The organism is endosymbiont of Riftia pachyptila (vent Ph05), from assembly GCF_000224455.1.
Lineage (GTDB): Bacteria > Pseudomonadota > Gammaproteobacteria > Chromatiales > Chromatiaceae > Endoriftia > Endoriftia persephonae.
The window spans coordinates 1-20,777 of the sequence record NZ_AFOC01000070.1; the positions used below are offsets into that span (position 1 = coordinate 1).

Below are 20,777 nucleotides of genomic sequence, written 5' to 3' on the forward strand. Positions count from 1 at the left end.
TGCTCCTGCTCGCCAGAGCCACCCTGTTGCTGCTGTTCTGACTCTTGCTTGCCAGATTGCTGTTGCTCTGACTCCTGTTCACCAGACTGTTGCTGCTCGGACTCCTGCTCGCCAGACTCCTGTTGCTCGGACTCCTCCTCTCCCTGTTGAGACTCCTGCTGCTCAGACTGCTGTTGTTGCGACTCTTCTTGTTTTTGTTGCTCCTGCTCTTCCGGTTTCTCCTCCTCTTTTTCCTTCTCCTGCTTCTTTTGCAGGGCACGGGCCAGGGCGAGGTTGTAGGAGGCGTCCTCGTGATCGGGCTGCTGGCTCAGCACCTCCTGATAGGCCTGGATGGCGCCCTCCAGGTTGCCCTGCTGGAGGCGGGCGTTGCCGAGGTTGTATTCGGCATCGAGCTTGACTGACTCGCGCTCGACCTGAGCGAATTCACTCTCGGCGCTGGCGTAGTCGCCGCTGCGGTATTTGGCCACGCCACGCCGATAGGGGTCCTGAAACTTCTCAGCCGCGCTCTCATAGTGGCCTTGGCGGTAGTCGGCTTCGGCCTCCTGCTCCTGATTCTGAAACCAGCCGGCCTGTAGGGGTAGGGCGATCAGTGAAACCAGCAGCAAAGAGGGGTGAAGCCGCTTCATCATGCGGATTCACCCTGAGGTGCGCTGCGGCGGAAAGCGGGCAGTAACAGCAGCAGCAGCGGCAGCAGCATCCAGTAGAAACGTTCGTTCCAGATGCGTGCCTTCTCGTTGGTGGCGGTTGCCTCGCCACTCTCGGCAGCCGCAGCCTTGAGGACTGCGCGGCTGTCGGCATCGCGGAAATCGGCCTGGCGATAGATCCCCTTGCCCTGCTGTGCCAGCTGTTTCAGCAGCGTCTCATTGAGACGGGAGTCGATGATCTTGCCGTTGCGATCGCGCATCAGGTCACCCCTGTTGGAGGAGGCGGGCACCGGTCCACCGCCTTGGGTGCCGATGCCGAGCACGTGCAGGCGGATGCCCTTCTGTGCCAGTTTGGCGACGGCCTCCAGCAGGCCAGGTTCAACAAGGTCGCCATCGCTGATCAGCAGGATCGAGCGGCCGTTCTCCTCCTCTCCTCCGCTGAGTAGCTGTTCGGCACGCTGCAACGCGGCCTTCAGCCGGCTGCCCTGCAGCCGCGCCAGGCCGGTAGAGATCGCCGGCAGGGCGTTGAGGATGCTGTTGCTATCCTCGGTGACAGGGGAGATTACATGGGCCACCGAGGCAAACGCGATCAGGCCGATGCGTACCTCGCGGTTGAGTTCAAGCAGATCCTGTACCTCTTGGCGGGCCCGCCCCAGTCGTGAGGGCTGTACATCGGCCACCTCCATAGAGCGGGAAATATCCATCAGCACCACCAGTTCGCTGCCGGGGCTGAAGGCCTTGATCTCTGTGTAGTCCCAGCGCGGGCCAGCCATTGCCAGTACTGCCAGCACCCAGAGGATTGCCCAGCGGATGTAGCGTCCCCAACGTTCGTTGACCTCCAGTTCACGCACCCCGGTGAGGTGTGGCAGCAGCTGTTCATCGGCGTAGCGGTGGATTGCTCCCTTGTTTGGGTGGCTAACACTGAAGATCAGCCAGCCAAGCACCGGCAGCAGACCGAGCAGGGCCCACAGCCATTCGGGGCGGGAAAAATGGAAGCCGAGCTCAGGCATAGCCACCTCCGCGCAACTGGCGACGCCGTCCTTCGGGGAACAGACCGAGGCTCAGTAGCAACAGCAGGGCTGCCCCCAGAGGCCAGTGGAACAGCGGTTGAGGGATGAAAATGGTGCGCGACTCCGCCTCGCTCTTCTCCAGCTCGTCGATGCGCTGGTAGACCTTCTCCAGGGCGGCGGTGTCGGTGGCGCGGAAGTAGGCGCCGCCAGTGGTCTCGGCGATCTGTTGCAGGGTCTCTTCGTCGATGGCCAGTCCTGTGGCGATCTCATAGGTGCGCAGGTCGGGGCTGAGCAGGCGGACGCGGTTTTTGGTGCTTCCGACCCCAATGGTGTAGATGCGGATGCCCTCCTGTTTGGCAAGCTGCGCCGCCTTGAGGGGCGGGATGGTGCCAGTCTCGTTCTTGCCGTCGGTGACGAGGATCAGCACCCGTGAACCTTCCGGACGTTCCCGCAGTTTTTTGATGCCCAGGCCGATCCCGTCGCCAATTGCAGTGCCGCCTCCCGCCAAGGTAGGGACGATGCCGTCGAGCAGCTGATGAATCGCGTTGCGGTCGAAGGTCAATGGGGAGAGAACATAGGAGGTGTCGCCAAATATGATGAGTCCGATGCGGTCACCGACGCGGCCATCGACGAATTTTCCCATGATTCCCTTGAGCACAGATAACCGGCTCACTTCCCGGCCGTGGACGGTAAAATCCTCTGCGGTCATGGAACGAGAGGTATCGACCGCCAGCATCAGGTCGTAACCGGCGGTACGGTTCTCGGTATAGGGTTCGAGCCACTGCGGGCGCATCAGCGCCAGTACCAGCGTCAGCCATAACAGCCACAGCAGGATCTGATGCAGTCGGGTGGCGAGCGGAAGGCGTGGCGAGCGGGTCTGGAAGGCCTCCTGCAGATGTGCGAGAGAGGGGTGCAGCAGGGTGGTCTGCTGGCCTTCGGTCAAGGCATTCTCTTCGTTGGCGGGCTTCAACCAGAAGCGCCGCACTGCCAGCGGCAGCAACAGCAGCAGCGCCATCCAGGGCCAGGCGAATTCAAACATGGCACGCCTCCTCGCTGCTGAGCCAGCGCAGCGCGGCGTCGATTAGGCGGCGGATGGCGGCCTGATCGACGCTTTTGCCCGGTGGGGCGTAGGGTAGGTGCAGCAACAGTGCGCCCTGACCGGGCCAGTCGAAGCCGGAGGGGTCATTCTGCTGGAGCCACAATAGCCAGCGCTGGCCGCTGAGGGCGGCGGTATTTTTGCGGCCGCAGCGGGCGATGGCGATGCGTCGCAGTAGCTCTGAGAGTTCTGCCGCCACCTCTTTGCTGGTGTGGCTGTGCAGCTTGCGACGCAGCTGTAGCAGCTGGCGGCGGGCATCCCTCTGCCAACGCCCGAGCGGGTAGAGGCGGCGTTGGCGCCACCACCACCAGCTCAGCAGCCCGGCCAGCAGCAGGCCGAGCAGCAGCAGCCACCAGCCGGGCCCGGGTGGCCACCAGGGAGCTGGATCGATGCTGTGGATGTCGCGCAGGCCCTCCATAGAATTAACCTGCTAGCGGCCGAAGTGGCGCGCGAGATCCCGGCTCAGGGTCTGGTGGATCTCTTCGTTGGTGGCAATCGGCATTAGCGGGATGCCGAGACGTTGGGTCAGGCCGGTGAGGCTGTCGCGGCGCTGCTGCCAGATTCGGCGATAGTTCTCGCGGGCGGTCGGGTTGGCAGTGTCGACCTCGAGGGTCTCACCATCGGCGCTGGTGAAGGTGACCCGGCCCATCTTTGGGATCTCGCGGTCGGCGGGGTCATCCACCGGGATCAGCACCAGGGTGTGGTGCTGGCAGAGCCGCCCAAGGGTCTGTTCTAGGGCGCTGATCTCGCGGTTCATGTCGGCGATGACGAAGATCAGCGAGCCGGTGGCGGTGCCTTTGTCGGCTCGCTGCAGGGCCCGCGCCAGGCAGTCGATGGGACGCTGCTGCTGGCTCCCTTCGGTGGTCAGGGAATGTAGCAGGCGCCACAGGGCGCGGCGATCTTTGGTGGGGCGGAAGTACTGCATGCCGCTGGGCGTCGCCGAACAGCATGCCGCCGACCCGGTCGTTGAGTCGTGCCGCGGCCCAGCCGAGCAGGGCGGCGGCGCGCGCCGCCTGCACTGATTTGAAGGTGCCGCGGGTGCCGAAGCTCATATGCGGGCCCTTGTCGATGCAGAGCACCACGCTGCGTTCGCGCTCTTCGCGGAATACCTTCAGATGGGGTGTGTTGGTGCGTGCGGTGACGTTCCACTCCATATTGCGGATGTCGTCACCCTCGCGGTATTCGCGCACCTCTTCGAAGTCGAGACCGGTGCCGCGAAACACCGAGGCGTAGAGCCCGCTGAAGCTGGAGTTGACCCGATGGTGCGAGGCCAGTCCCAGGGTATGGGCCTGGTGGCGTAGCTCCAGCAGGTCGTTGAGTTGTGGGTAGAGACTCACGGCGCAGCCTCGATCAGGGAATGGCGACCATGTCCAGCAGGCGCGCCAGGAAGTCGTCGGTGGTGATGCCCTCCGCCTCCGCCTCGAAGGTGAGCAGGATGCGGTGGCGCAGAATCGCCGGGGCGACCGCCTGGATGTGGTGCGGCGCGACAAACTCTTCGCCGTCGAGCCAGGCGCGTGCGCGGGCGCAGCGGGCCAGCGCGATACTGGCGCGGGGTGAGGCGCCAAAACGGCACCAGCGCGCTAGATCCTTGTCATAGGCCTCGGGTTTGCGGCTCGCCTGCACCAGATCGACGATGTAGTGGTTGAGCTTGGGGTCGAGATAAAGCTCTGCTACCTCGTGGCGGATCTGGAAAAGGTCGTGCTGCGAAAGCTGTTTGGCTGGCGGTTTGGGCTCGCTCTTCTGCTGGTCGCTGTCAAGGGTGAGGATCTGCAGTTCCTCCTCGCGGCTCGGATAGCTGACGGTGGCCTGCATCAGGAAACGGTCGAGCTGAGCCTCGGGCAGGTGGTAGGTGCCCTCCTGCTCCACCGGGTTCTGGGTCGCCAACACCATGAACAACTGGGGCAGCTGATAGGTCTTCTGGCCGACTGTGATCTGGTGCTCTGCCATTGCCTCCAGCAGTGCTGACTGCACCTTGGCCGGGGCGCGGTTGATCTCATCGCCGAGCAGGATGTTGTGGAAGATCGGGCCGCGGCGGAACTCAAACTCGCCCTTTTCATGGCGGTAGATGTCGGTGCCGATCAGATCTGACGGGAGCAGGTCCGGGGTGAACTGGATGCGGTGGAAGTCGCCTTCGATCGCCTCCGCCAGGGCCTTCACCGCAGTGGTCTTGGCCAGGCCAGGCATGCCCTCCACTAATAGATGGCCATCGCTCAGCAGGCAGATCAGCATGCTATCGATGAAGTCGTGCTGGCCGATGACTCGGGAGGAGAGGTGTTCGCGTAGGGGATCGAGATCTGAAGGGTTCATACTACTGCTTGCCACTTGCCCATCCGCTGCTTGTGGCGAATGGGTCGTTATCGTTGGTCGTGATTCGGTCCGGGGCCTATCCTGGGGACTTTGGGGCCGGAGTGCAAGGAGCAGAAGTGTAGCAAACTATTTGATTATTAGAATAATTTAATGTGCTGTGTGGCTTCCTGGGCAAGGATGTGTCTGGATGCGGGGTCTCGATTTGGTCCGGGGCGCGTTTATCGAATAGTTGGGCATAGAATCCCAAATTATCGAGGAGGCCGGCCCATTAGCATGCTGATTGGGAAGTTAAAGTCTTTTCTCTGCTGCCTTATTCACATTGCGCCTACTTCTGGCTGGTGATAGTGAAAAACTGGCACGATTCATCTAGAGGAAATAATGAGAGATCATAAACCATTGAAAAGGATGAAGTTTTAAAAATAGTATAGATTTTTGTCAATCTGACGGAAAGTCAGTGTTTATACAGCCTGCAGCGCTTTGTCATGAGATTTTCAACAGAGTTATCCACAGAAGTTGTGAATAAATAGGAACTCTTTCCATTGCGTAGGGTTCACGCATTTTTTGCAATCTTTTTGTTATCAGGATGTTGCAAGCGATTGAGCTCCAAAGAAAAACAAAAAAAGATCGGCATTGTGGGAAAGGCAGGTATAATTGACGGTTTTTGCAAGCGGACCGCTCTAGTGATCAATAAGCTTAGAAATATCGCCATCATCGCCCATGTAGACCATGGTAAGACCACCTTGGTGGACGAACTGCTGAAGCAGTCCGGGACCCTGGGGGAGCGCTTCGGTGCGGTGGAGCGGGTGATGGACTCGAATGACCAGGAGAAGGAGCGGGGCATTACCATCCTCTCCAAGAACACCGCGATCAACTGGAACGGCTACCGCATCAACATCGTCGACACCCCCGGCCACGCCGACTTCGGCGGCGAGGTGGAACGGGTGTTGTCGATGGTCGATTCGGTGCTGCTGCTGGTGGACGCCCAGGAGGGCCCCATGCCGCAGACCCGCTTCGTCACCCAGAAGGCCTTCGATCACGGTCTGCGGCCGATCCTGGTGGTGAACAAGATCGACAAGCCCGGCGCCCGGCCCGAGTGGGTCATCGACCAGGTGTTCGAGCTCTTTGACCGCCTCGGCGCTAGCGATGAGCAGCTCGATTTCCCCATCGTCTATGCTTCCGCCATCAACGGTTACGCCGGTCTGGAGGATACGGTGCGGGAGGGGGATATGAGCTCGTTATTCGAGGCGATTATCGAACACTGCCCGGTGCCCGATGTGGATCCGAACGGCCCTCTTCAGATGCAGATCTCCAACCTCGACTACAACAGCTACGTTGGCGCCATCGCCGTAGGCCGTATCACCCGGGGCACCATCCGGCCTAACCAGCAGGTGGTGGTAGTCAAATATGACGGCGAAGTGCACAAGGCCAAGGTCGGAATCGTTTACGGCTACCTGGGGCTGGAGCGCCACGAGGTGAAGGAGGCCAGTGCCGGCGACATCATCGCCATTACCGGCATGGAGGCGCCCAATGTTTCGGATACCCTGTGTGATCCCGAGAATGTGGAGGCGCTGCCTGCCCTGAGCGTGGACGAGCCCACCGTCTCCATGACCTTCCAGGTCAACGCCTCCCCCTTTGCCGGCAAGGAGGGTAAGTACCTTACCTCCCGTCAGCTCAAGGAGCGCCTGGAGCGGGAGCTGATCCACAACGTTGCGTTGCGCGTGGAAGAGGGCACTGATCCGGAGAAGTTCAAGGTCTCCGGGCGAGGTGAACTGCATCTGTCGGTGCTGCTGGAGAACATGCGTCGGGAGGGCTTCGAGCTGGCGGTTTCCCGCCCCGAAGTCATCTTTCGTGAGATCGATGGTGAGGTTTGTGAGCCTTACGAGCAGCTGACAGTTGATGTGGAGGAGCAGCACCAGGGTGCGATCATGGAGGCCCTGGGTGCCCGCAAAGGCGAACTGAAGGATATGGTGCCGGACGGCAAGGGTCGGGTGCGACTCGACTATGTCATTCCCTCCCGGGGGCTGATTGGTTTCCAGACAGAATTCATGACTAGCACCTCCGGCACCGGCCTGATGTACCACGTCTTCGATCACTACGGTGAGGCTCAGCACGGTGGCATCGCCCCGCGCAAAAACGGCGTGCTGATCTCCAACGGTCAGGGTAAGGTGCTGGGGTTTGCGCTGTTCAATCTTCAGGAGCGGGGCAAGATGTTTGCCTCACCGGGGGATCAGGTCTATGAGGGACAGATCGTTGGCATCCACTCCCGGGACAACGATCTGGTGGTCAACCCGCTGAAGGGCAAGCAGCTGACCAATGTTCGTGCCTCTGGCAAGGACGATGCCATCATGCTGACACCGCCGCTGAAATTCAGCCTGGAGCAGGCGCTGGAATTCATCGAGGATGATGAGTTGGTGGAGCTCACACCTAGCGCGGTCCGCATCCGCAAGAAGCACCTCAAGGAGCATGAGCGCAAACGCGCCTCACGGGAGGGGTGACAGGGCGCGCTTTCAGTCAGAACAGATCGACGTTGCCACTGCCCATGTTGTCGGCCTGCACGGATTTGCGCCCCAGCGATTGAAATCCATTGCGGATGAGATTCAGCAAGTTGGAGAGCTCCTCCAAGGGAGGGTCCCCCTGCTGATGATTGAGCAGGATGGTGCTGATCTGTTGGGAGACATCATTGATCTGCCCCAGCCGTTGATGGGCATGTTCTAGGATCTGACGGCTCATATCATCTACCTGCAGTGAGGTGATGCCATCCGCCACCTGCTGTCGGGTCTGTTGGGTGATCTTCGTCAGTTGATCCTGATGGGCCTGCACACTGCTGTTGATTTGCTCCATCTCGGACCACATCTGGCTCAGCTTCTCCCGGGACTGCTCGATCACGCTGATGTCGGTTGCCGCCGACTGCTCGACGATGGATCGGATACTGTGAATGGCATTTTGCATCTCCGTGAGCAGTTCCCGGATCTGGGTGTTGAAGTCGGTGGTGCGCTGTGACAGCAGGCGGACCTCATCGGCGACCACAGCAAAGCCACGTCCGGCGTCTCCGGCGCGTGCGGCCTCAATCGCTGCGTTGAGGGCCAGCAGATTGGTTTGGGCGCTGATGTCGTCCACCTCCTTCAGTAGGCTGACCGCATTATCGGCGTCCTGGTTGATGTTGCTGAAGCGATCGACAATGGTCAGATTGGCTTCTGTGATGTTTCTGATGGTGGTGGCAAAGTTGCCAACGATGTGCTCAGTTTCATGTGCAAACCGTTCCACACTGGCAAACTGATCCTGCTTGCCGCTCTCCTCTACCTCTTTGGTCAGAACGTCAATCAAGCCAGCCAGGGTCTGCTCGCTGCGGCTGCTTTCATCATGGATGGTGGTGAAGTTATTGGAGAGGCGGGTGATAGCATCGCTGACCAGATTGATTACATGGTCGAGATCGTGATGGACTTGGTGAAACTGCCCGTTAAGCTCCTGCATCGCCTGATCAAATAGTGACTGGTAGTCATCGGTCTGGCGCGTATGGCAGGTTAGCTGCTGAGCTGCCTCTTGGCTCTCTCTGTGGTGGAGAATTGCACTGACCAGCACACTGATCAGTGCCGTCACCTCCAGTGTGATGTGAATCCATGTGCTCTCGATGATGAAAGGAACGATGATGGCGACTGTTAATAGAGCTGAAGCAGCCCAGCAGAGCAGGCTTTTGATCTTCTTCTGGGAAGGCTCTGATTGTTGTTCCACAGTCGTCACCTTTTGCAGGATGCCATGACACCTTGTTGAGTACGATTTTCTGATTTAGTCCTATCTATCGGATCGGTGAGGGATTTCTTTAGGGAGCCTCGGAATGAATCATGGAGGATGGGGCGAGAAATAAAAAACCCCGACAGCAATCCATGCTATCGGGGTATGGTCGCCTGCTTTGGTTGGCAAAGGTCTCTAATCCGTTACAGCATCCGGTGCTGTTTTGTCCTTCCTTGGGGTCCGTGATGGCGACACCTTTAGGTTAAGTCAGGGCTATCTGTTCGGATGTGGGTGGGATCTTCTTTGCTTGTAGGAAAATTCCGATAGAATCCCCTCCTTTGCTATCTGATCTGGAAGAGATGCATGACGGACCTGTTTCCTGAAATCGCCCCCTATATCAGCCATCAGCTGCCGGTTGATGATCTGCATACCCTTTACATAGAAGAGGTGGGTAACCCACAGGGGATTCCAGCTCTGTTTCTGCATGGGGGGCCAGGCGCTGGCTGCGAGTCTTACCATCGGCGCTTTTTCGATCCGAACCGCTATCGGGTCATCCTGTTCGATCAGCGCGGATGCGGTCGTTCCACGCCGCATGCGGAGTTACAGGCCAATACCATCGACGATCTGATCGAAGACATCGAGCAGATTCGCAACCATCTCGGAATTGAACGGTGGCTGCTGTTTGGCGGCTCCTGGGGTTCGACCCTGGCGCTGGCCTACGCTGAACGGCATCCGCAGCGGGTCAGTGCGATGATATTGCGTGGCATATTCCTCTGTCGTGAGGAGGAGATCCAGTGGTTCTATCAGCAGGGGGCGAGCCGGATTTTTCCGGACTATTGGCAAGACTATCTGGCGCCAATTCCGCAGGAGGAGCGTGGCGATCTGCTCAATGCCTACCATCGGCGTCTCACCGGCAGTGACGATATCGCCAGGATGGCCGCTGCCAAAGCCTGGTCGGTTTGGGAGGGCCGTACTGCCAGCCTGCTGCCCAACGACGCGGTGGTCGATTTCTTCTCTAGTCCGCGTAATGCTCTGAGCATTGCCCGCATTGAGTGCCACTACTTTGTCCACCAGGCGTTTCTGCGCCCCAACCAACTGTTGGAAGAGGTGGACAGGCTGAAGGATATTCCCGGCGTCATCGTGCATGGCCGCTATGATCTGATCTGTCCGCTCAGCTCTGCCTGGGAACTGCATCGGGCCTGGCCGGGTAGTGAGCTGCAGGTGGTTGCAGATGCCGGACACTCCGCCACCGAGCCAGGTACTCGCCAGGCGCTGGTGGAGGCCACCGAACGGTTTGTCGGGGAGCTGGCATGATCGGGCTGTTACAGCGGGTGAGTTATGGACGGGTCAGCGTGGCGCAGCAGTTGATCGGTGAGATTGGTCGGGGGCTGGTGGTGCTGGTCGGTGTGCAGCAGGGTGACGACTTGGCTCTGGCTGAGCGCCTGCTGGAACGGCTGTTGGGTTACCGGGTCTTTCCCGACGCGTCTGGGCGGATGAACCTCAGCCTGCGCGATGTTGAAGGCGGCCTGTTGCTGGTGCCCCAGTTCACCCTGGCTGCGGATACCCGCAAGGGGATGCGTGCCGGTTTCTCCAGCGCGGCATCTCCGGAAGAGGGGCGGCGGCTGTTTGACTATCTGGTTGAACGGGCGGATGCAGAATACGCCCAGGTTGCCTGCGGCCGGTTTGGTGCTGACATGCAGCTGGAACTGCTGAATGATGGGCCGGTGACTTTCTGGCTTGAGAGCTGATGACGTACCAGCCCGGGATCTGATATATCCTGTTCCGAGGTGCTGTTGGGCCTCATTGATACTATAACGACTATGTTTTTTTGGAGGATGGTATGAGACAGATGTTGGGGTTGTTGCTGGCATTTTTTGTTGTCGGCCCGGTGCTGGCGGAAGGACGTGGCCCGGCGGTGCGCGACTATCCTGCGGTGAAGGTGGCAGATGGCGCCTATGTGATCCAGGGTCCATTGGGACACCCGTCGGTGGAGAATCAGGGGTTCATGAATAATCCCGGCTTTATCGTTGGCAAGGATGGTGTGGTCGTCATCGACCCAGGCTCCAGCGTGCAGAGCGGTGAGATGGTGATGCGGCAGATCCGCAAGGTCACCGATCTGCCGGTGGTGGCGCTGATCGACACTCATGTCCACGGCGACCATTGGCTCGCCAACCATGCCTTTCACCAGATCAATCCGAAGATTCCGACCTACGGTCATCCGAAGATGATCGAGAAGGTTGAGCAGGGTGAGGGGGATAGCTGGATTGCGCTACTCAAGCGACTCACTGAAGGGCCACCGATGGCACCGGAATCTACGCTCCCAACCTAGCGGTAAGACATGGCGATGAGGTGGAACTGGCCGGGATCAAGTTCCAGTTCCTCTATGGCGAGAAGGCCCACAGTGACACTGACCTGATGGTCTTCATCCCGGAGAAGTCGCTAATGTTTCTCGGTGACAACGTGATGAACAATCGTTTCGGCCGGATGGATAACGGCACCTTCAAGGGTAATATCGCCGCCATCGAGATGGCGATGGCAAGCGGCGCCACGGTGTTTGTGCCGGGTCATGGGCCCACTGGGGATATCGCGGTGCCGCAGGCCTTCCAACGCTATCTCTCCATTTTGCGTGAGGAGGTGGCGAAATACCTTGATGAGGGGCTGAGTGACTTCGAGATGAAACCCAAGGTGGTTGAGGCCCTGGCGGAATTCAAGGATTGGGTCGATTTCAACGCAGAGGTGGGGCGTCACATCAGCGTGGCGTATCTGGAGGTCGAGGCGGAGATGTTCTGAAGGCTGTGTTACGCCCTGTCCCTCGAACGTAGCTGTTTTCTGGCTGATGCCAATTAAGGTCCCTGGCGAAAGGAGAATATTGATGAGCCGTAGCATTAAAGGTACGCAGACCGAGAAAAATCTTTTGATCGCCTTTGCCGGTGAGTCCCAGGCGCGTAACCGCTATACCTACTTTGCCGGGGTGGCGCGTAAAGAGGGCTTGGTGCAGATCTCCCATATCTTTGAGGAGACTGCGAATCAGGAGAAGGAGCACGCCAAGCGCTTTTTTAAGTTCCTCGAAGGTGGCGAGGTGGAGGTCACCGAGACCTTTCCTGCGGGCGGGATCGGCACTACTCTGGAGAATCTGCGAGCTGCGGCGGCAGGTGAAGAGCACGAATGGACCAGCATGTACCCCGAGTTCGCCCGGGTTGCCCGGGAAGAGGGGTTTGAGCAGGTGGCGATGGCCTTTGAGGCGATTTCGATCGCGGAAAAGCAGCATGGCAAACGCTACACGGATCTGGCGGACAACCTCGAAGCAGGACGTGTCTTCAAACGCAACGGCAAGGTGGTCTGGCGCTGCCGCAACTGCGGGTATCTGCATGAGGCAGAGGCGGCGCCGGATCTCTGTCCCGCATGTCTCCATCCTCAAGCCCATTTTGAGCTGCTGGGAGAGAACTGGTAGGTCGTCTGCCTGCAGTCCGGAGGGCTTGAGCGGTGTCTTTCTGGCGGGGGGGTGACAAGCAATGGAAGCCCCTCAACTGACTCAAGCCGAATGGGTGGCGTTCTGCTGAGCTGCTGCTAATCCTTCCTATTGTTGCCATCCCCGGATTTTCCGGGAGCGTGGCAGTCATTCCACCATGCATTCAGCCGATGATGAACGTCATCGGCTGTGTCATTGGCCTGTTCGCCTTTCTTCGCCAGTCTAAAGTCCCTGTACCTTGTGTCGATATTGTGAAGCAGACTCATCTTTCGGGTGATTAAACCGAGTCGAGGTGCTCTTCATGGTTGGGGATACAAACAGACGTATCGAGGTGGTTGGTGATGCATAAATTCCTGGATAGATTCTCCGTCGGCAAAAAAATTCTCATTATCAGCCTCTTTTTTGCACTCGCTTTGGTAGGTGTTGTTGTTTACACCGTAGCGACTCTGAATCAGCAAAAGGCAGATTCCACGGTTATCAACATCGCAGGGCGGCAACGTATGTTGACCCAGAAGTTCACCAAGGAGCTGTTCGACGATCTGGGGCGGAGTCGAAGCGAGCAGTCAGTTAGATCTACCGATAAGACAAAAAAGCTGTTTGAGGTCTCCTTGGCTGCGCTAAGGGATGGGGGCGAGACTTTCTCCGACCTGGGAATGAAAAAACCGCTGTCCTTACCCCCCAACCAGAATGAGGAGATCGAGGCAAAACTTGCCGTGGTTGCCAATCAATGGAGTGCGCTCCAAGTGGCCGCTGAAAAACTGCGTGTGCTTGAGCCGGCTTCACCCGAGTTTGAAAAAGCGTTGGCACGGGTACGGGATCTCAATATCAAGACCCTGAAGAATATGAATGCGGCTGTTGGTATGTTGGCTGCCGCTTCCGCCGGAAAAGTCAGTGCCATGATGACTGCCGAGTGGCTGATATTGATCGTTGTGCTGGCCATCGGTATCTGGTTCAGCCTGCTGGTTTCCAGGGCAATCACCCAGCCGCTTGCCCGGGTGGTGGAGGCGACCGGGAAAATCGCCAATGGTGATCTCAATATTGAGATACGGCAGTTGAAGATCGATTCCAGAGATGAAGTGGGAGCACTGGCGAACTCCTTTACCACGATGGTGAAGGTGCTGCGTGGTCTACAGCAGGAGTTGACCGGCATGACCGATGCGGCACACGCGGGGCAGTTGGACAAGCGTTGCGATACTAGGCAGTTCAAGGGGGCCTGGGCGGGGTTGCTGGATGGGGTCAACAACATCACCGAGCAGTTCAGTGGGCCGCTGATCGAGGCCTCCGGCTATCTCGACCGCATCAGCCACGGGGATATTCCAGAACCAATCGAGACGGAATACCGCGGCGACTTCAATCAGATCAAAGATAGCGTCAATCGCTGTGTCGCGGCGGTAAACGGTCTCTTAGATGAATCCGGAGAGCTAATCGCCTCGGCACAGCGGGGCCGGCTTGATGTGAGGGGTGAGACCGGTCGTTTCGAGGGGAGTTGGCAAGAGCTGATTGTGGGTCTCAATGCCATCTTTGATGCGATTGTCGAACCGGTCAAGGGTACCCGACATATGCTGCAACAGCTTGCCGAAGGTGACCTGAGTGAGACCATGTCAGGGAAGTTCGAAGGTGAATTCGGCATGCTGCAGGAGAACGTGAATTCCACCATCTTGCAGTTGCGGGAGACGGTGGGCCCGATTCAGGAGGCGGCGGATCTGATCAACACCGCATCAGATGAGATCGTCGCCGGCAATTCCAACCTCTCCGCACGCACCGAAGGCCAAGCCAGCAGTCTGGAACAGACCGCTTCCAGCATGGAGGAGTTGACCAGTACGGTAAGAAGCAATGCCGACAGTGCCCAGCAGGCGAATCAGCTTGCTGCCAGTGCACGCCAGATGGCGGAGCGGGGTGGTGATGTGGTCAGCCATGCCGTGCAGGCGATGAATGATATCAACGAATCAAGCACCCGAATCGCCGAGATCATTGGCGTGATCAATGAGATCGCCTTTCAGACCAACCTGTTGGCGCTGAATGCCTCGGTCGAAGCGGCGCGCGCCGGTGAGCAGGGCCGTGGTTTTGCCGTGGTTGCCACCGAGGTGCGTAATCTTGCCGGTCGCAGTGCAACCGCCGCCAAAGAGATTAAGGGGCTGATCGAGGACAGTGTCAACAAGGTCGAAGCAGGCTCCTCTCTGGTGAATGAGTCCGGCGAGACCCTCAATGAGATCATGGTTGGGGTAAAGAAGGTCGGTGACATCATCGCCGAGATTGCGGCTGCCAGCCAGGAGCAGTCGCAGGGGATAGATCAAGTGAACCAGGCAGTCACCAGCATGGACGAGATGACCCAACAGAATGCGGCACTGGCAGAACAGACCGCCGCGGCTGCAGCGTCGATGAGTGAAAAGGCCGACGAGATGGAGCGTCTTATCGGTTTCTTCAGGCTGCAACCAGCAGATGAGAGTGCTGCTTAAAGCAAAACAGCCCGTCAATGAACAATTTCTGGGAGTTGAGCCCCAACACCCAGCTTTCAGCGGATAAGAGCCACACTGGTTGGTCTGACTGCTGGCCGATTGGTTTTTTTTGCGGACAGCCTGCTAAAATGCGCCCTTTTCCGGGCGGGCCTTCCTGCCTGGGTGATCAACCAGCGGGAGCCCATTTCCCATGCAGCGTACAGCACAGGTCGAGCGCAATACCCTCGAGACCCAGATCAGCATCAGTCTGAATCTGGATGGTACAGGTCAATCGAGCTTTGAGACTGGCGTGCCGTTTCTCGACCACATGCTCGATCAGGTGGCCCGCCACGGCCTGATCGATCTACAGATCCAGGCCAAAGGCGATCTGCACATCGATGCCCACCACACAGTGGAGGATATCGGCATCACCCTCGGTCAGGCGCTGGCTGAGGCGGTGGGCGACAAGCGGGGCATCCGTCGCTATGGGCACGCCTATGTGCCGCTCGACGAGGCGCTCTCCCGCGTCGTCGTCGACTTCTCCGGCCGCCCCGGCCTCGAGTACCAGGTCGACTTTACCCGCGCACGCATCGGTGAGTTCGACGTGGATTTGTTTCTGGAGTTTTTCCAGGGGTTGGTCAACCATGCCGGCATCACCCTGCATATCGACAACCTGCGCGGCATCAATGCCCATCATCAGGCGGAGACGGTGTTCAAGGCCCTGGGCCGGGCGCTGCGCATGGCGCTGGAACCCGACCCGCGCATGGCGGAGGCGATCCCTTCCACCAAGGGTTCGCTCTAAACCATTTTGTAACTCAGACAGGCAGTTTTTGAATGGCACAAAGCATCGTTGTCATCGACTATGGCATGGGAAACCTGCGCTCGGTCGCCAAAGCGGTGGAGCATGTGGTGGGCGAGGATGATCAGGTTCTGGTCACCGACGATCCCCAGGCGATCCACGACTGTGACCGGGTGGTCTTTCCTGGTCAGGGCGCGGCGCGCGACTGCATGGCCGCCATCTCCGATCACCATCTGAATCAGGCGGTGCTGCAGGCGGCCAAGGAGAAACCATTCCTCGGTATCTGCATGGGGCAGCAGGTGCTGCTCGAACAGAGTGAAGAGAACGGTGGCACCGAGCTGCTTGGTCTGTTTGCCGGCGAGGTGCGCCACTTCCCCGGTGGCCGGGGGCCGGACGGCGAGCTGCTGAAGATTCCCCACATGGGCTGGAACCGGGTGAGTCCCAGCCGTGAGCATCCGCTCTGGTCGGGGATCAAGGCGGGTAGCCGTTTCTACTTTGTGCACAGCTACTTCGTCGATCCGGAAGAGAAGGATCTGGTGATGGCCACCACCGATTTCGGTGTCACATTTGCCAGTGCAATCGGCCGTGACAACCTCTTCGCGGTGCAGTTTCACCCGGAGAAGAGCGCCGATGACGGCCTGCGATTGTTGACGAATTTTGTGAACTGGAAGGTATAAGACGTGTTACTGATCCCTGCAATCGATCTGAAGGATGGCCAGTGTGTACGCCTGCGCCAGGGCCGTATGGAGGACGACACGGTCTTCTCCGACAACCCGGTGGAGATGGCTGGGCGCTGGGTGGCGGCGGGGGGTCGCCGTTTGCACCTGGTGGACCTCAATGGCGCCTTTGCCGGCGAGCCAGTCAACGGCGAGGCGATCCGCGCCATTGCTAAGGCCTATCCCGATATGCCGATCCAGGTCGGTGGCGGCATCCGCGACGAGGCCACCATCGAGGCCTACCTCAACGCCGGGGTCAGCTACTGCATCATCGGCACCCAGGCGGTGAAGGAGCCGGAATTCGTGGCCCGAGCCTGTAGGGCTTTCCCCGGCCACGTCATCGTCGGCCTGGATGCGAAGGAGGGCATGGTGGCGATTAACGGCTGGGCCGAGGTGACCGATCTTGAGGTGGTGGAGCTCTCCAAGCGCTTTCAGGACGACGGCGTCTCTGCCATTGTCTACACTGATATCGGCCGCGACGGTATGATGACCGGCCCCAACATCGAGGCCACTACCGCACTCGCCAACGCCATATCGATCCCGGTGGTCGCCTCCGGCGGCATCACCAATATCGGCGACATCGAGGCGCTGTGTAAGGCCGAGACCAACAACATCACCGCCGCCATCACCGGCCGCGCGATCTACGAGGGCACCCTCGACTTCGCCGAGGGTCAGAAGCTGGCGGATAGTTTAAGCTAAGGCAAGAAATAATATGCTAGCCAAACGCATTATTCCCTGTCTCGACGTGGACGCCGGCAGGGTGGTCAAGGGCGTCAAGTTTGTCGAGATACGAGATGCCGGCGACCCGGTGGAGGTGGCGCGCCGCTACAATGAAGAGGGCGCCGACGAGATTACCTTTCTCGATATCACCGCTAGCTCTGACGACCGCGACACCATTGTGCACGTGGTGGAGCAGGTCGCCTCTGAGGTCTTTATCCCGCTTACTGTGGGCGGCGGCATCCGTACCGTCGACGATGTGCGGCGCATGCTCAACGCGGGTGCTGACAAGGTGGCGATCAACACCGCAGCTGTATCCAATCCGGAATTCGTCAAGGAGGCGACCACCAGGTTCGGCTCCCAGTGCATCGTCGTCGCCATCGACGCCAAACGGGTGAGCGGTGAGGGCGAGCCGTCGAAGTGGGAAATCTTCACCCACGGTGGACGCAAGCCCACAGGTATCGACGCCATCGAGTGGGCAAAGAAAATGGCCGACTACGGTGCCGGCGAGATCCTGCTCACCAGTATGGATCGAGACGGCACCAAGATTGGTTTTGACAATGAACTGACCCGCGCCATCGCCGAGGCGGTGCCAATCCCGGTGATCGCCTCCGGCGGTGTCGGCAACCTGCAGCACCTGGTGGATGGCGTCAAACAGGGTGCCGCCGATGCGGTGCTGGCGGCCAGCATCTTCCACTTCGCCGAATACAGTATCGGCGAGGCGAAGCAGTTCATGCGCGATCAGGGCGTGGAGGTGCGCCTCTGATGAGCGAGTGGATCAACCAGATCAAGTGGGACGACAATGGTTTGGTGCCCGCCATCGCCCAAGAGACTGGCACTGGCAAGATCCTGATGATGGCCTGGATGAACCGGGAATCATTGCAACTGACCCGGGAGACCGGCCATGCTGTCTACTTCTCCCGCTCACGCCAGAAACTCTGGCACAAGGGCGAGGAGTCGGGCCATCAACAGATTGTGAAGTCGATCCGGGTCGACTGCGACGCCGACGTGGTGTTGCTGGAGGTGGAGCAGAAGGGCGGTATCGCCTGCCACACCGGGCGTCACAATTGTTTCTACCGGGAACTGCACGGCGATGAGTGGGTCGAAGTGTTGCCGGTGATCAAAGACCCGAATCAGATCTACGGCTGAGGAATCGCTATGAGCGACGTACTGCAACAATTGGCTGAGGTGCTAGAGGAGCGCAAGGGGGCGGATCCCGACAGCTCATACGTGGCAAAGCTCTACGCCAAGGGTCTGGACGCGATCCTGAAGAAGATCGGCGAGGAGGCCACTGAGACGGTGATGGCCGCCAAGGACGGGGTGGCGGAGAAGATCGTCTATGAGATGGCCGATCTCTGGTTCCACAGTATGGTGTTGCTGGCGCAGCAGGGATTGGGCCCAGACGATGTGCTGCGGGAGTTGCAGCGGCGTTTCGGGCTCTCTGGCCTGGAAGAGAAGGCAAATCGGAGTCGCTGAGATTTCGTTCCCGGATCAGGTGGTTTCGCCGGTGCTTACGGTAGTAACGCTTCTGGGGTATGATGCGCCGGTGTTTTTGAGAGTGATTCGCGAGCGGCGGGGCGAATGTCCCGGCGGACAACGTTAGATACGATAATCAAACCTGGTCCTTTCGGACCGGTTGAGAGTGGAGAATAAAATGGGTATTGGTGGTATCAGCATTTGGCAGTTATTGATCATCTTGGCGATCGTCCTGCTGCTGTTCGGCACCAAACGGCTGAAGAATATCGGCGGTGATCTGGGTGGTGCGATCAAGGGTTTCAAGAAGTCGATGTCCGATGGTGAGAAGCAGGCTGAGGCTGATGCCGAGAAGCGTGAGCAGATCAGCGAGGACGAGAAGGGCACCACCATCGAGGGTGAGGTCACTTCCAAAAAGAAAGAGAAGGTTTAATCCATCCTTGCCATTGGCAGCTTTTCCCTGGTTTTGATCTATGTTTGACATCGGTTTCTGGGAACTCAGCGTTATCGCCTTGGTGGCGCTGGTTGTGATCGGGCCTGAACGCTTGCCAAGAGTAGCGCGGACGGTGGGTCGATGGGTCGGCCATGGCCGCAAACTGTTGGCTAACGTTAAGGCCGATATCGATAAAGAGATCAAGGCTGACGAGCTGAAAGAGATCATGCAAAAGCAGATGCAGCAGATGAATCCGCTGCATGAGGTGATCGAAGAGACGCAGAAGGACCTGTCTGAAGTGAAGCGTAGCTCAGAGAAGGCTGTCAACGATGCCAAGAACACCTTTGAGGATCGTGAGATCCCTGGCGCTGAGAAGTAGATCCCCTAGCCACCATGACTGCTGAAAATCAGGGTAATACGGTCGCAGAGCAACCGCTTGTCTCGCATCTGCTGGAGCTGCGTGACCGCCTGCTGCGCATGGTGTTGGCGGTCTTGGTGCTGTTCTTGGTGCTGTTTCCGTTTGCCAATGACCTCTACCTGATGGTCTCTGTGCCGCTGCGGGATGTGCTGCCAGAAGGCAGCAGCATGATCTCCACCAAGCCGATCGATCCTTTCCTGATCCCCTTTAAACTCGCACTGCAGGCAGCCGTGTTCCTGTGCGTGCCGTTTATCCTCTACCAATTCTGGGCGTTCGTGGCGCCAGGGCTCTACAAACACGAGAAACGCCTAGTGGTGCCGCTGCTAGTCTCCAGCACCTTTCTCTTCTACCTGGGGATGGCCTTCGCCTACTTCATCGTTTTTCCGCTGGTGTTTGCGTTTTTGACCAGCACTGCGCCGGAAAGTATCGAGATCGCCACCGACATGGGTAGCTATCTCGATTTTGTTATCACTCTCTTCTTTGCCTTTGGCATCGCCTTCGAGGTGCCGATCGCCACCATCATCCTGGTCTGGATGGGGGTGACTACACCGGAAAAACTGCGCGAAAAGCGTCCCTATATCATCGTCGGTGCCTTTGTCGTTGGTATGTTCCTGACACCACCGGATGTGATCTCCCAGACTTTACTGGCGTTTCCCATGTGGGTGCTGTTTGAGCTGGGCGTGTTCTTCTCCCGTGGTTTCATCCGCGATCGGGAAGCGACTGAAGGAGATGCGGTGCCGGAGGGCGCTGCGCTGGCCTCTGCAAATGAGGCTCCGGTAGCTGAGGAACCGGAAGCTCCGGCGATGGGCAGTGAGATCGACCCGGCCAACGACTACACCGATCCGGATCGTTTTGTGCCGCTCACCGACGATGAGATGGAAGCGGAGCTGGATGCGATCGAGGGTGCGGAGGCGCAGGTTGAGGAAAAGTTGCGCAAGGTGCAGGAGTTGAGGGATCAGGGTGAGGTAGAGGCTGCGCGCGATCTGCTCTACGAGATTCTCGAAGAGGGTGATGCCGATCAGCGCCGGGTTGCCCGCAACATCCTTGCTCAGTTGGATACCCCCTAAGGAGTACCCCGCCTGCCTCAGCGGTATCGCAGGCGTATACCATGCACCAGTGACAGGGTGATCTCCTCGGCAGAGAGTGCCTTGGGGAAGAAAGTGCCGCTGATCTTGGCGCCGTTGATGCTGGCACCTTCCAGATTGGTCTCTTGGAGGTTGAGCCCGCGCAGATCGGTCTGGCGCAGATAGCTGTTGCCGAGGTCGAGTCCAGCGGCCTTTAGGTCGCGCAGGTCGAGTCCGCGCAGGTCTGCATGGCGCAGATCGCAGCTTTGCCCCTCTTCCCGGCGTCGGTTGAACTCCTCGATTTTTCCTTCCCGAAGTAGCAGATACATCGGATCCTGCCTGACTTCCGGTTTCTTCATAGTGTTGTTCCTTGAGTAAATCGTCTACGACATGAAAGGCCTGACGGGCTCTCTCTGTCACTGCAACAGGGGGCTGTCGGATTTAACACTTTTTGGCTGCAAATCCCT

General features: G+C 58.8%; 24 protein-coding genes and 1 pseudogene. 16 read left to right on the top strand and 9 right to left on the bottom strand.

The genetic code is table 11. The annotated features are described in order from the left end of the window. From RIFP1SYM_RS11270 to RIFP1SYM_RS11295, 7 genes and pseudogenes are all read right to left on the bottom strand, one after another. The coding region (locus tag RIFP1SYM_RS11270; RefSeq protein WP_039960358.1) for a tetratricopeptide repeat protein at nt 1-629 on the bottom strand (629 nt) is incomplete at its 3' end. Further along, nucleotides 626-1,654, bottom strand: coding sequence for a vWA domain-containing protein (locus tag RIFP1SYM_RS11275; protein WP_039960359.1), 1,029 nt, complete (start codon nt 1,652-1,654; stop codon nt 626-628). The genes RIFP1SYM_RS11270 and RIFP1SYM_RS11275, both read right to left, overlap by 4 nt. Beyond that, nucleotides 1,647-2,693, bottom strand: coding sequence for a VWA domain-containing protein (locus tag RIFP1SYM_RS11280; protein WP_005964546.1), 1,047 nt, complete (start codon nt 2,691-2,693; stop codon nt 1,647-1,649). Before RIFP1SYM_RS11280 ends, RIFP1SYM_RS11275 begins: the two co-directional genes overlap by 8 nt. Then, nucleotides 2,686-3,168 (bottom strand): DUF4381 domain-containing protein, encoded by a 483-nt coding sequence (locus RIFP1SYM_RS11285; RefSeq protein ID WP_005964547.1) that lies wholly within the window; start codon nt 3,166-3,168, stop codon nt 2,686-2,688. The genes RIFP1SYM_RS11280 and RIFP1SYM_RS11285 overlap by 8 nt, the downstream gene beginning before the upstream one ends. 12 nt (nt 3,169-3,180) lie before the next feature. Continuing rightward, nucleotides 3,181-3,675, bottom strand: a complete 495-nt coding sequence (locus tag RIFP1SYM_RS18175) for a DUF58 domain-containing protein (RefSeq protein ID WP_005964550.1) — start codon at nt 3,673-3,675, stop codon at nt 3,181-3,183. Between the two features lie 37 nt (nt 3,676-3,712). After that, nucleotides 3,713-3,904 (bottom strand): annotated as a pseudogene (locus tag RIFP1SYM_RS19145) (DUF58 domain-containing protein); the annotation flags it as partial. Nucleotides 3,905-4,100: 196 nt separating this feature from the next. Beyond that, a complete protein-coding gene (locus tag RIFP1SYM_RS11295; RefSeq protein ID WP_006475593.1) occupies nt 4,101-5,057 on the bottom strand; it encodes an AAA family ATPase in 957 nt (318 codons plus the stop codon). Nucleotides 5,058-5,737: 680 nt separating this feature from the next. Between RIFP1SYM_RS11295 and typA the strand changes: the two genes are divergently transcribed. Next, nucleotides 5,738-7,552: a translational GTPase TypA gene (gene typA, locus RIFP1SYM_RS11300; protein WP_006475594.1), complete on the top strand. Its 1,815-nt coding sequence runs from the start codon at nt 5,738-5,740 to the stop codon at nt 7,550-7,552. Between the two features lie 16 nt (nt 7,553-7,568). On the opposite strand, the gene RIFP1SYM_RS11305 is transcribed toward typA, so the two are convergent. Continuing rightward, entirely contained in the window at nt 7,569-8,786 is a 1,218-nt protein-coding gene (locus RIFP1SYM_RS11305) for a methyl-accepting chemotaxis protein (protein WP_006475595.1), read from the bottom strand. 363 nt (nt 8,787-9,149) lie between these two features. Between RIFP1SYM_RS11305 and pip the strand changes: the two genes are divergently transcribed. From pip to tatC, 15 genes are all read left to right on the top strand, one after another. Next, on the top strand, nt 9,150-10,100 hold the full coding sequence (pip, locus tag RIFP1SYM_RS11310) for a prolyl aminopeptidase (RefSeq protein ID WP_005964562.1): 951 nt from the start codon (nt 9,150-9,152) through the stop codon (nt 10,098-10,100). Continuing rightward, complete coding sequence (gene dtd, locus RIFP1SYM_RS11315; RefSeq protein ID WP_005964565.1) at nt 10,097-10,534, top strand: D-aminoacyl-tRNA deacylase; 438 nt, start codon at nt 10,097-10,099, stop codon at nt 10,532-10,534. Before pip ends, dtd begins: the two co-directional genes overlap by 4 nt. A gap of 92 nt (nt 10,535-10,626) precedes the next feature. Then, entirely contained in the window at nt 10,627-11,115 is a 489-nt protein-coding gene (locus RIFP1SYM_RS16505) for an MBL fold metallo-hydrolase (protein WP_050798757.1), read from the top strand. Nucleotides 11,116-11,135: 20 nt separating this feature from the next. Further along, the gene (locus RIFP1SYM_RS16510; RefSeq protein ID WP_005964571.1) at nt 11,136-11,576 is read left to right on the top strand and encodes an MBL fold metallo-hydrolase; all 441 of its coding nucleotides are present in this window, start codon (nt 11,136-11,138) and stop codon (nt 11,574-11,576) included. Nucleotides 11,577-11,658: 82 nt separating this feature from the next. Then, nucleotides 11,659-12,237: a rubrerythrin gene (rbr, locus tag RIFP1SYM_RS11325; RefSeq protein ID WP_006475597.1), complete on the top strand. Its 579-nt coding sequence runs from the start codon at nt 11,659-11,661 to the stop codon at nt 12,235-12,237. A 359-nt stretch (nt 12,238-12,596) separates the two neighbouring features. Further along, nucleotides 12,597-14,711: a methyl-accepting chemotaxis protein gene (locus RIFP1SYM_RS18635; protein WP_081417747.1), complete on the top strand. Its 2,115-nt coding sequence runs from the start codon at nt 12,597-12,599 to the stop codon at nt 14,709-14,711. Nucleotides 14,712-14,901: 190 nt separating this feature from the next. Further along, nucleotides 14,902-15,492 (top strand): imidazoleglycerol-phosphate dehydratase HisB, encoded by a 591-nt coding sequence (gene hisB, locus RIFP1SYM_RS11335; RefSeq protein WP_005964580.1) that lies wholly within the window; start codon nt 14,902-14,904, stop codon nt 15,490-15,492. Between the two features lie 32 nt (nt 15,493-15,524). Then, nucleotides 15,525-16,166, top strand: a complete 642-nt coding sequence (hisH, locus tag RIFP1SYM_RS11340) for an imidazole glycerol phosphate synthase subunit HisH (protein WP_005964583.1) — start codon at nt 15,525-15,527, stop codon at nt 16,164-16,166. Between the two features lie 3 nt (nt 16,167-16,169). Next, nucleotides 16,170-16,904, top strand: a complete 735-nt coding sequence (hisA, locus tag RIFP1SYM_RS11345) for a 1-(5-phosphoribosyl)-5-[(5-phosphoribosylamino)methylideneamino]imidazole-4-carboxamide isomerase (RefSeq protein WP_005964586.1) — start codon at nt 16,170-16,172, stop codon at nt 16,902-16,904. 13 nt (nt 16,905-16,917) lie between these two features. Next, entirely contained in the window at nt 16,918-17,688 is a 771-nt protein-coding gene (gene hisF / locus RIFP1SYM_RS11350) for an imidazole glycerol phosphate synthase subunit HisF (protein WP_005964589.1), read from the top strand. Next, nucleotides 17,688-18,071, top strand: a complete 384-nt coding sequence (gene hisI / locus RIFP1SYM_RS11355; RefSeq protein ID WP_005964592.1) for a phosphoribosyl-AMP cyclohydrolase — start codon at nt 17,688-17,690, stop codon at nt 18,069-18,071. The genes hisF and hisI overlap by 1 nt, the downstream gene beginning before the upstream one ends. Nucleotides 18,072-18,080: 9 nt before the next feature. After that, complete coding sequence (locus tag RIFP1SYM_RS11360) at nt 18,081-18,398, top strand: phosphoribosyl-ATP diphosphatase (RefSeq protein WP_005964595.1); 318 nt, start codon at nt 18,081-18,083, stop codon at nt 18,396-18,398. Nucleotides 18,399-18,576: 178 nt separating this feature from the next. Next, entirely contained in the window at nt 18,577-18,828 is a 252-nt protein-coding gene (gene tatA / locus RIFP1SYM_RS11365; RefSeq protein WP_006475601.1) for a Sec-independent protein translocase subunit TatA, read from the top strand. A gap of 40 nt (nt 18,829-18,868) precedes the next feature. Continuing rightward, nucleotides 18,869-19,207, top strand: a complete 339-nt coding sequence (gene tatB / locus RIFP1SYM_RS11370; protein WP_005964601.1) for a Sec-independent protein translocase protein TatB — start codon at nt 18,869-18,871, stop codon at nt 19,205-19,207. A gap of 14 nt (nt 19,208-19,221) precedes the next feature. Beyond that, nucleotides 19,222-20,313, top strand: a complete 1,092-nt coding sequence (gene tatC / locus RIFP1SYM_RS11375) for a twin-arginine translocase subunit TatC (RefSeq protein ID WP_005964604.1) — start codon at nt 19,222-19,224, stop codon at nt 20,311-20,313. 17 nt (nt 20,314-20,330) lie between these two features. Here tatC and RIFP1SYM_RS11380 read toward each other — a convergent pair whose 3' ends face one another. Next, on the bottom strand, nt 20,331-20,669 hold the full coding sequence (locus tag RIFP1SYM_RS11380; protein ID WP_005964606.1) for a pentapeptide repeat-containing protein: 339 nt from the start codon (nt 20,667-20,669) through the stop codon (nt 20,331-20,333). Nucleotides 20,670-20,777 lie beyond the last annotated feature (108 nt).

Bases quoted from the DNA above. Each gene is read 5' to 3' on its own strand.
- tatB (WP_005964601.1), top strand. From the start codon at position 18,869: ATGTTTGACATCGGTTTCTGGGAACTCAGCGTTATCGCCTTGGTGGCG.
- rbr (WP_006475597.1), top strand. From the start codon at position 11,659: ATGAGCCGTAGCATTAAAGGTACGCAGACCGAGAAAAATCTTTTGATC.
- hisF (WP_005964589.1), top strand. From the start codon at position 16,918: ATGCTAGCCAAACGCATTATTCCCTGTCTCGACGTGGACGCCGGCAGG.
- tatC (WP_005964604.1), top strand. From the start codon at position 19,222: ATGACTGCTGAAAATCAGGGTAATACGGTCGCAGAGCAACCGCTTGTC.
- RIFP1SYM_RS11275 (WP_039960359.1), bottom strand. From the start codon at position 1,654: ATGCCTGAGCTCGGCTTCCATTTTTCCCGCCCCGAATGGCTGTGGGCC.
- hisB (WP_005964580.1), top strand. From the start codon at position 14,902: ATGCAGCGTACAGCACAGGTCGAGCGCAATACCCTCGAGACCCAGATC.
- RIFP1SYM_RS11295 (WP_006475593.1), bottom strand. From the start codon at position 5,057: ATGAACCCTTCAGATCTCGATCCCCTACGCGAACACCTCTCCTCCCGA.
- pip (WP_005964562.1), top strand. From the start codon at position 9,150: ATGACGGACCTGTTTCCTGAAATCGCCCCCTATATCAGCCATCAGCTG.
- RIFP1SYM_RS18175 (WP_005964550.1), bottom strand. From the start codon at position 3,675: ATGCAGTACTTCCGCCCCACCAAAGATCGCCGCGCCCTGTGGCGCCTG.
- RIFP1SYM_RS18635 (WP_081417747.1), top strand. From the start codon at position 12,597: ATGCATAAATTCCTGGATAGATTCTCCGTCGGCAAAAAAATTCTCATT.
- hisI (WP_005964592.1), top strand. From the start codon at position 17,688: ATGAGCGAGTGGATCAACCAGATCAAGTGGGACGACAATGGTTTGGTG.
- RIFP1SYM_RS11280 (WP_005964546.1), bottom strand. From the start codon at position 2,693: ATGTTTGAATTCGCCTGGCCCTGGATGGCGCTGCTGCTGTTGCTGCCG.
- RIFP1SYM_RS11285 (WP_005964547.1), bottom strand. From the start codon at position 3,168: ATGGAGGGCCTGCGCGACATCCACAGCATCGATCCAGCTCCCTGGTGG.
- RIFP1SYM_RS11380 (WP_005964606.1), bottom strand. From the start codon at position 20,669: ATGAAGAAACCGGAAGTCAGGCAGGATCCGATGTATCTGCTACTTCGG.
- RIFP1SYM_RS16505 (WP_050798757.1), top strand. From the start codon at position 10,627: ATGAGACAGATGTTGGGGTTGTTGCTGGCATTTTTTGTTGTCGGCCCG.
- hisH (WP_005964583.1), top strand. From the start codon at position 15,525: ATGGCACAAAGCATCGTTGTCATCGACTATGGCATGGGAAACCTGCGC.
- RIFP1SYM_RS11360 (WP_005964595.1), top strand. From the start codon at position 18,081: ATGAGCGACGTACTGCAACAATTGGCTGAGGTGCTAGAGGAGCGCAAG.
- dtd (WP_005964565.1), top strand. From the start codon at position 10,097: ATGATCGGGCTGTTACAGCGGGTGAGTTATGGACGGGTCAGCGTGGCG.
- tatA (WP_006475601.1), top strand. From the start codon at position 18,577: ATGGGTATTGGTGGTATCAGCATTTGGCAGTTATTGATCATCTTGGCG.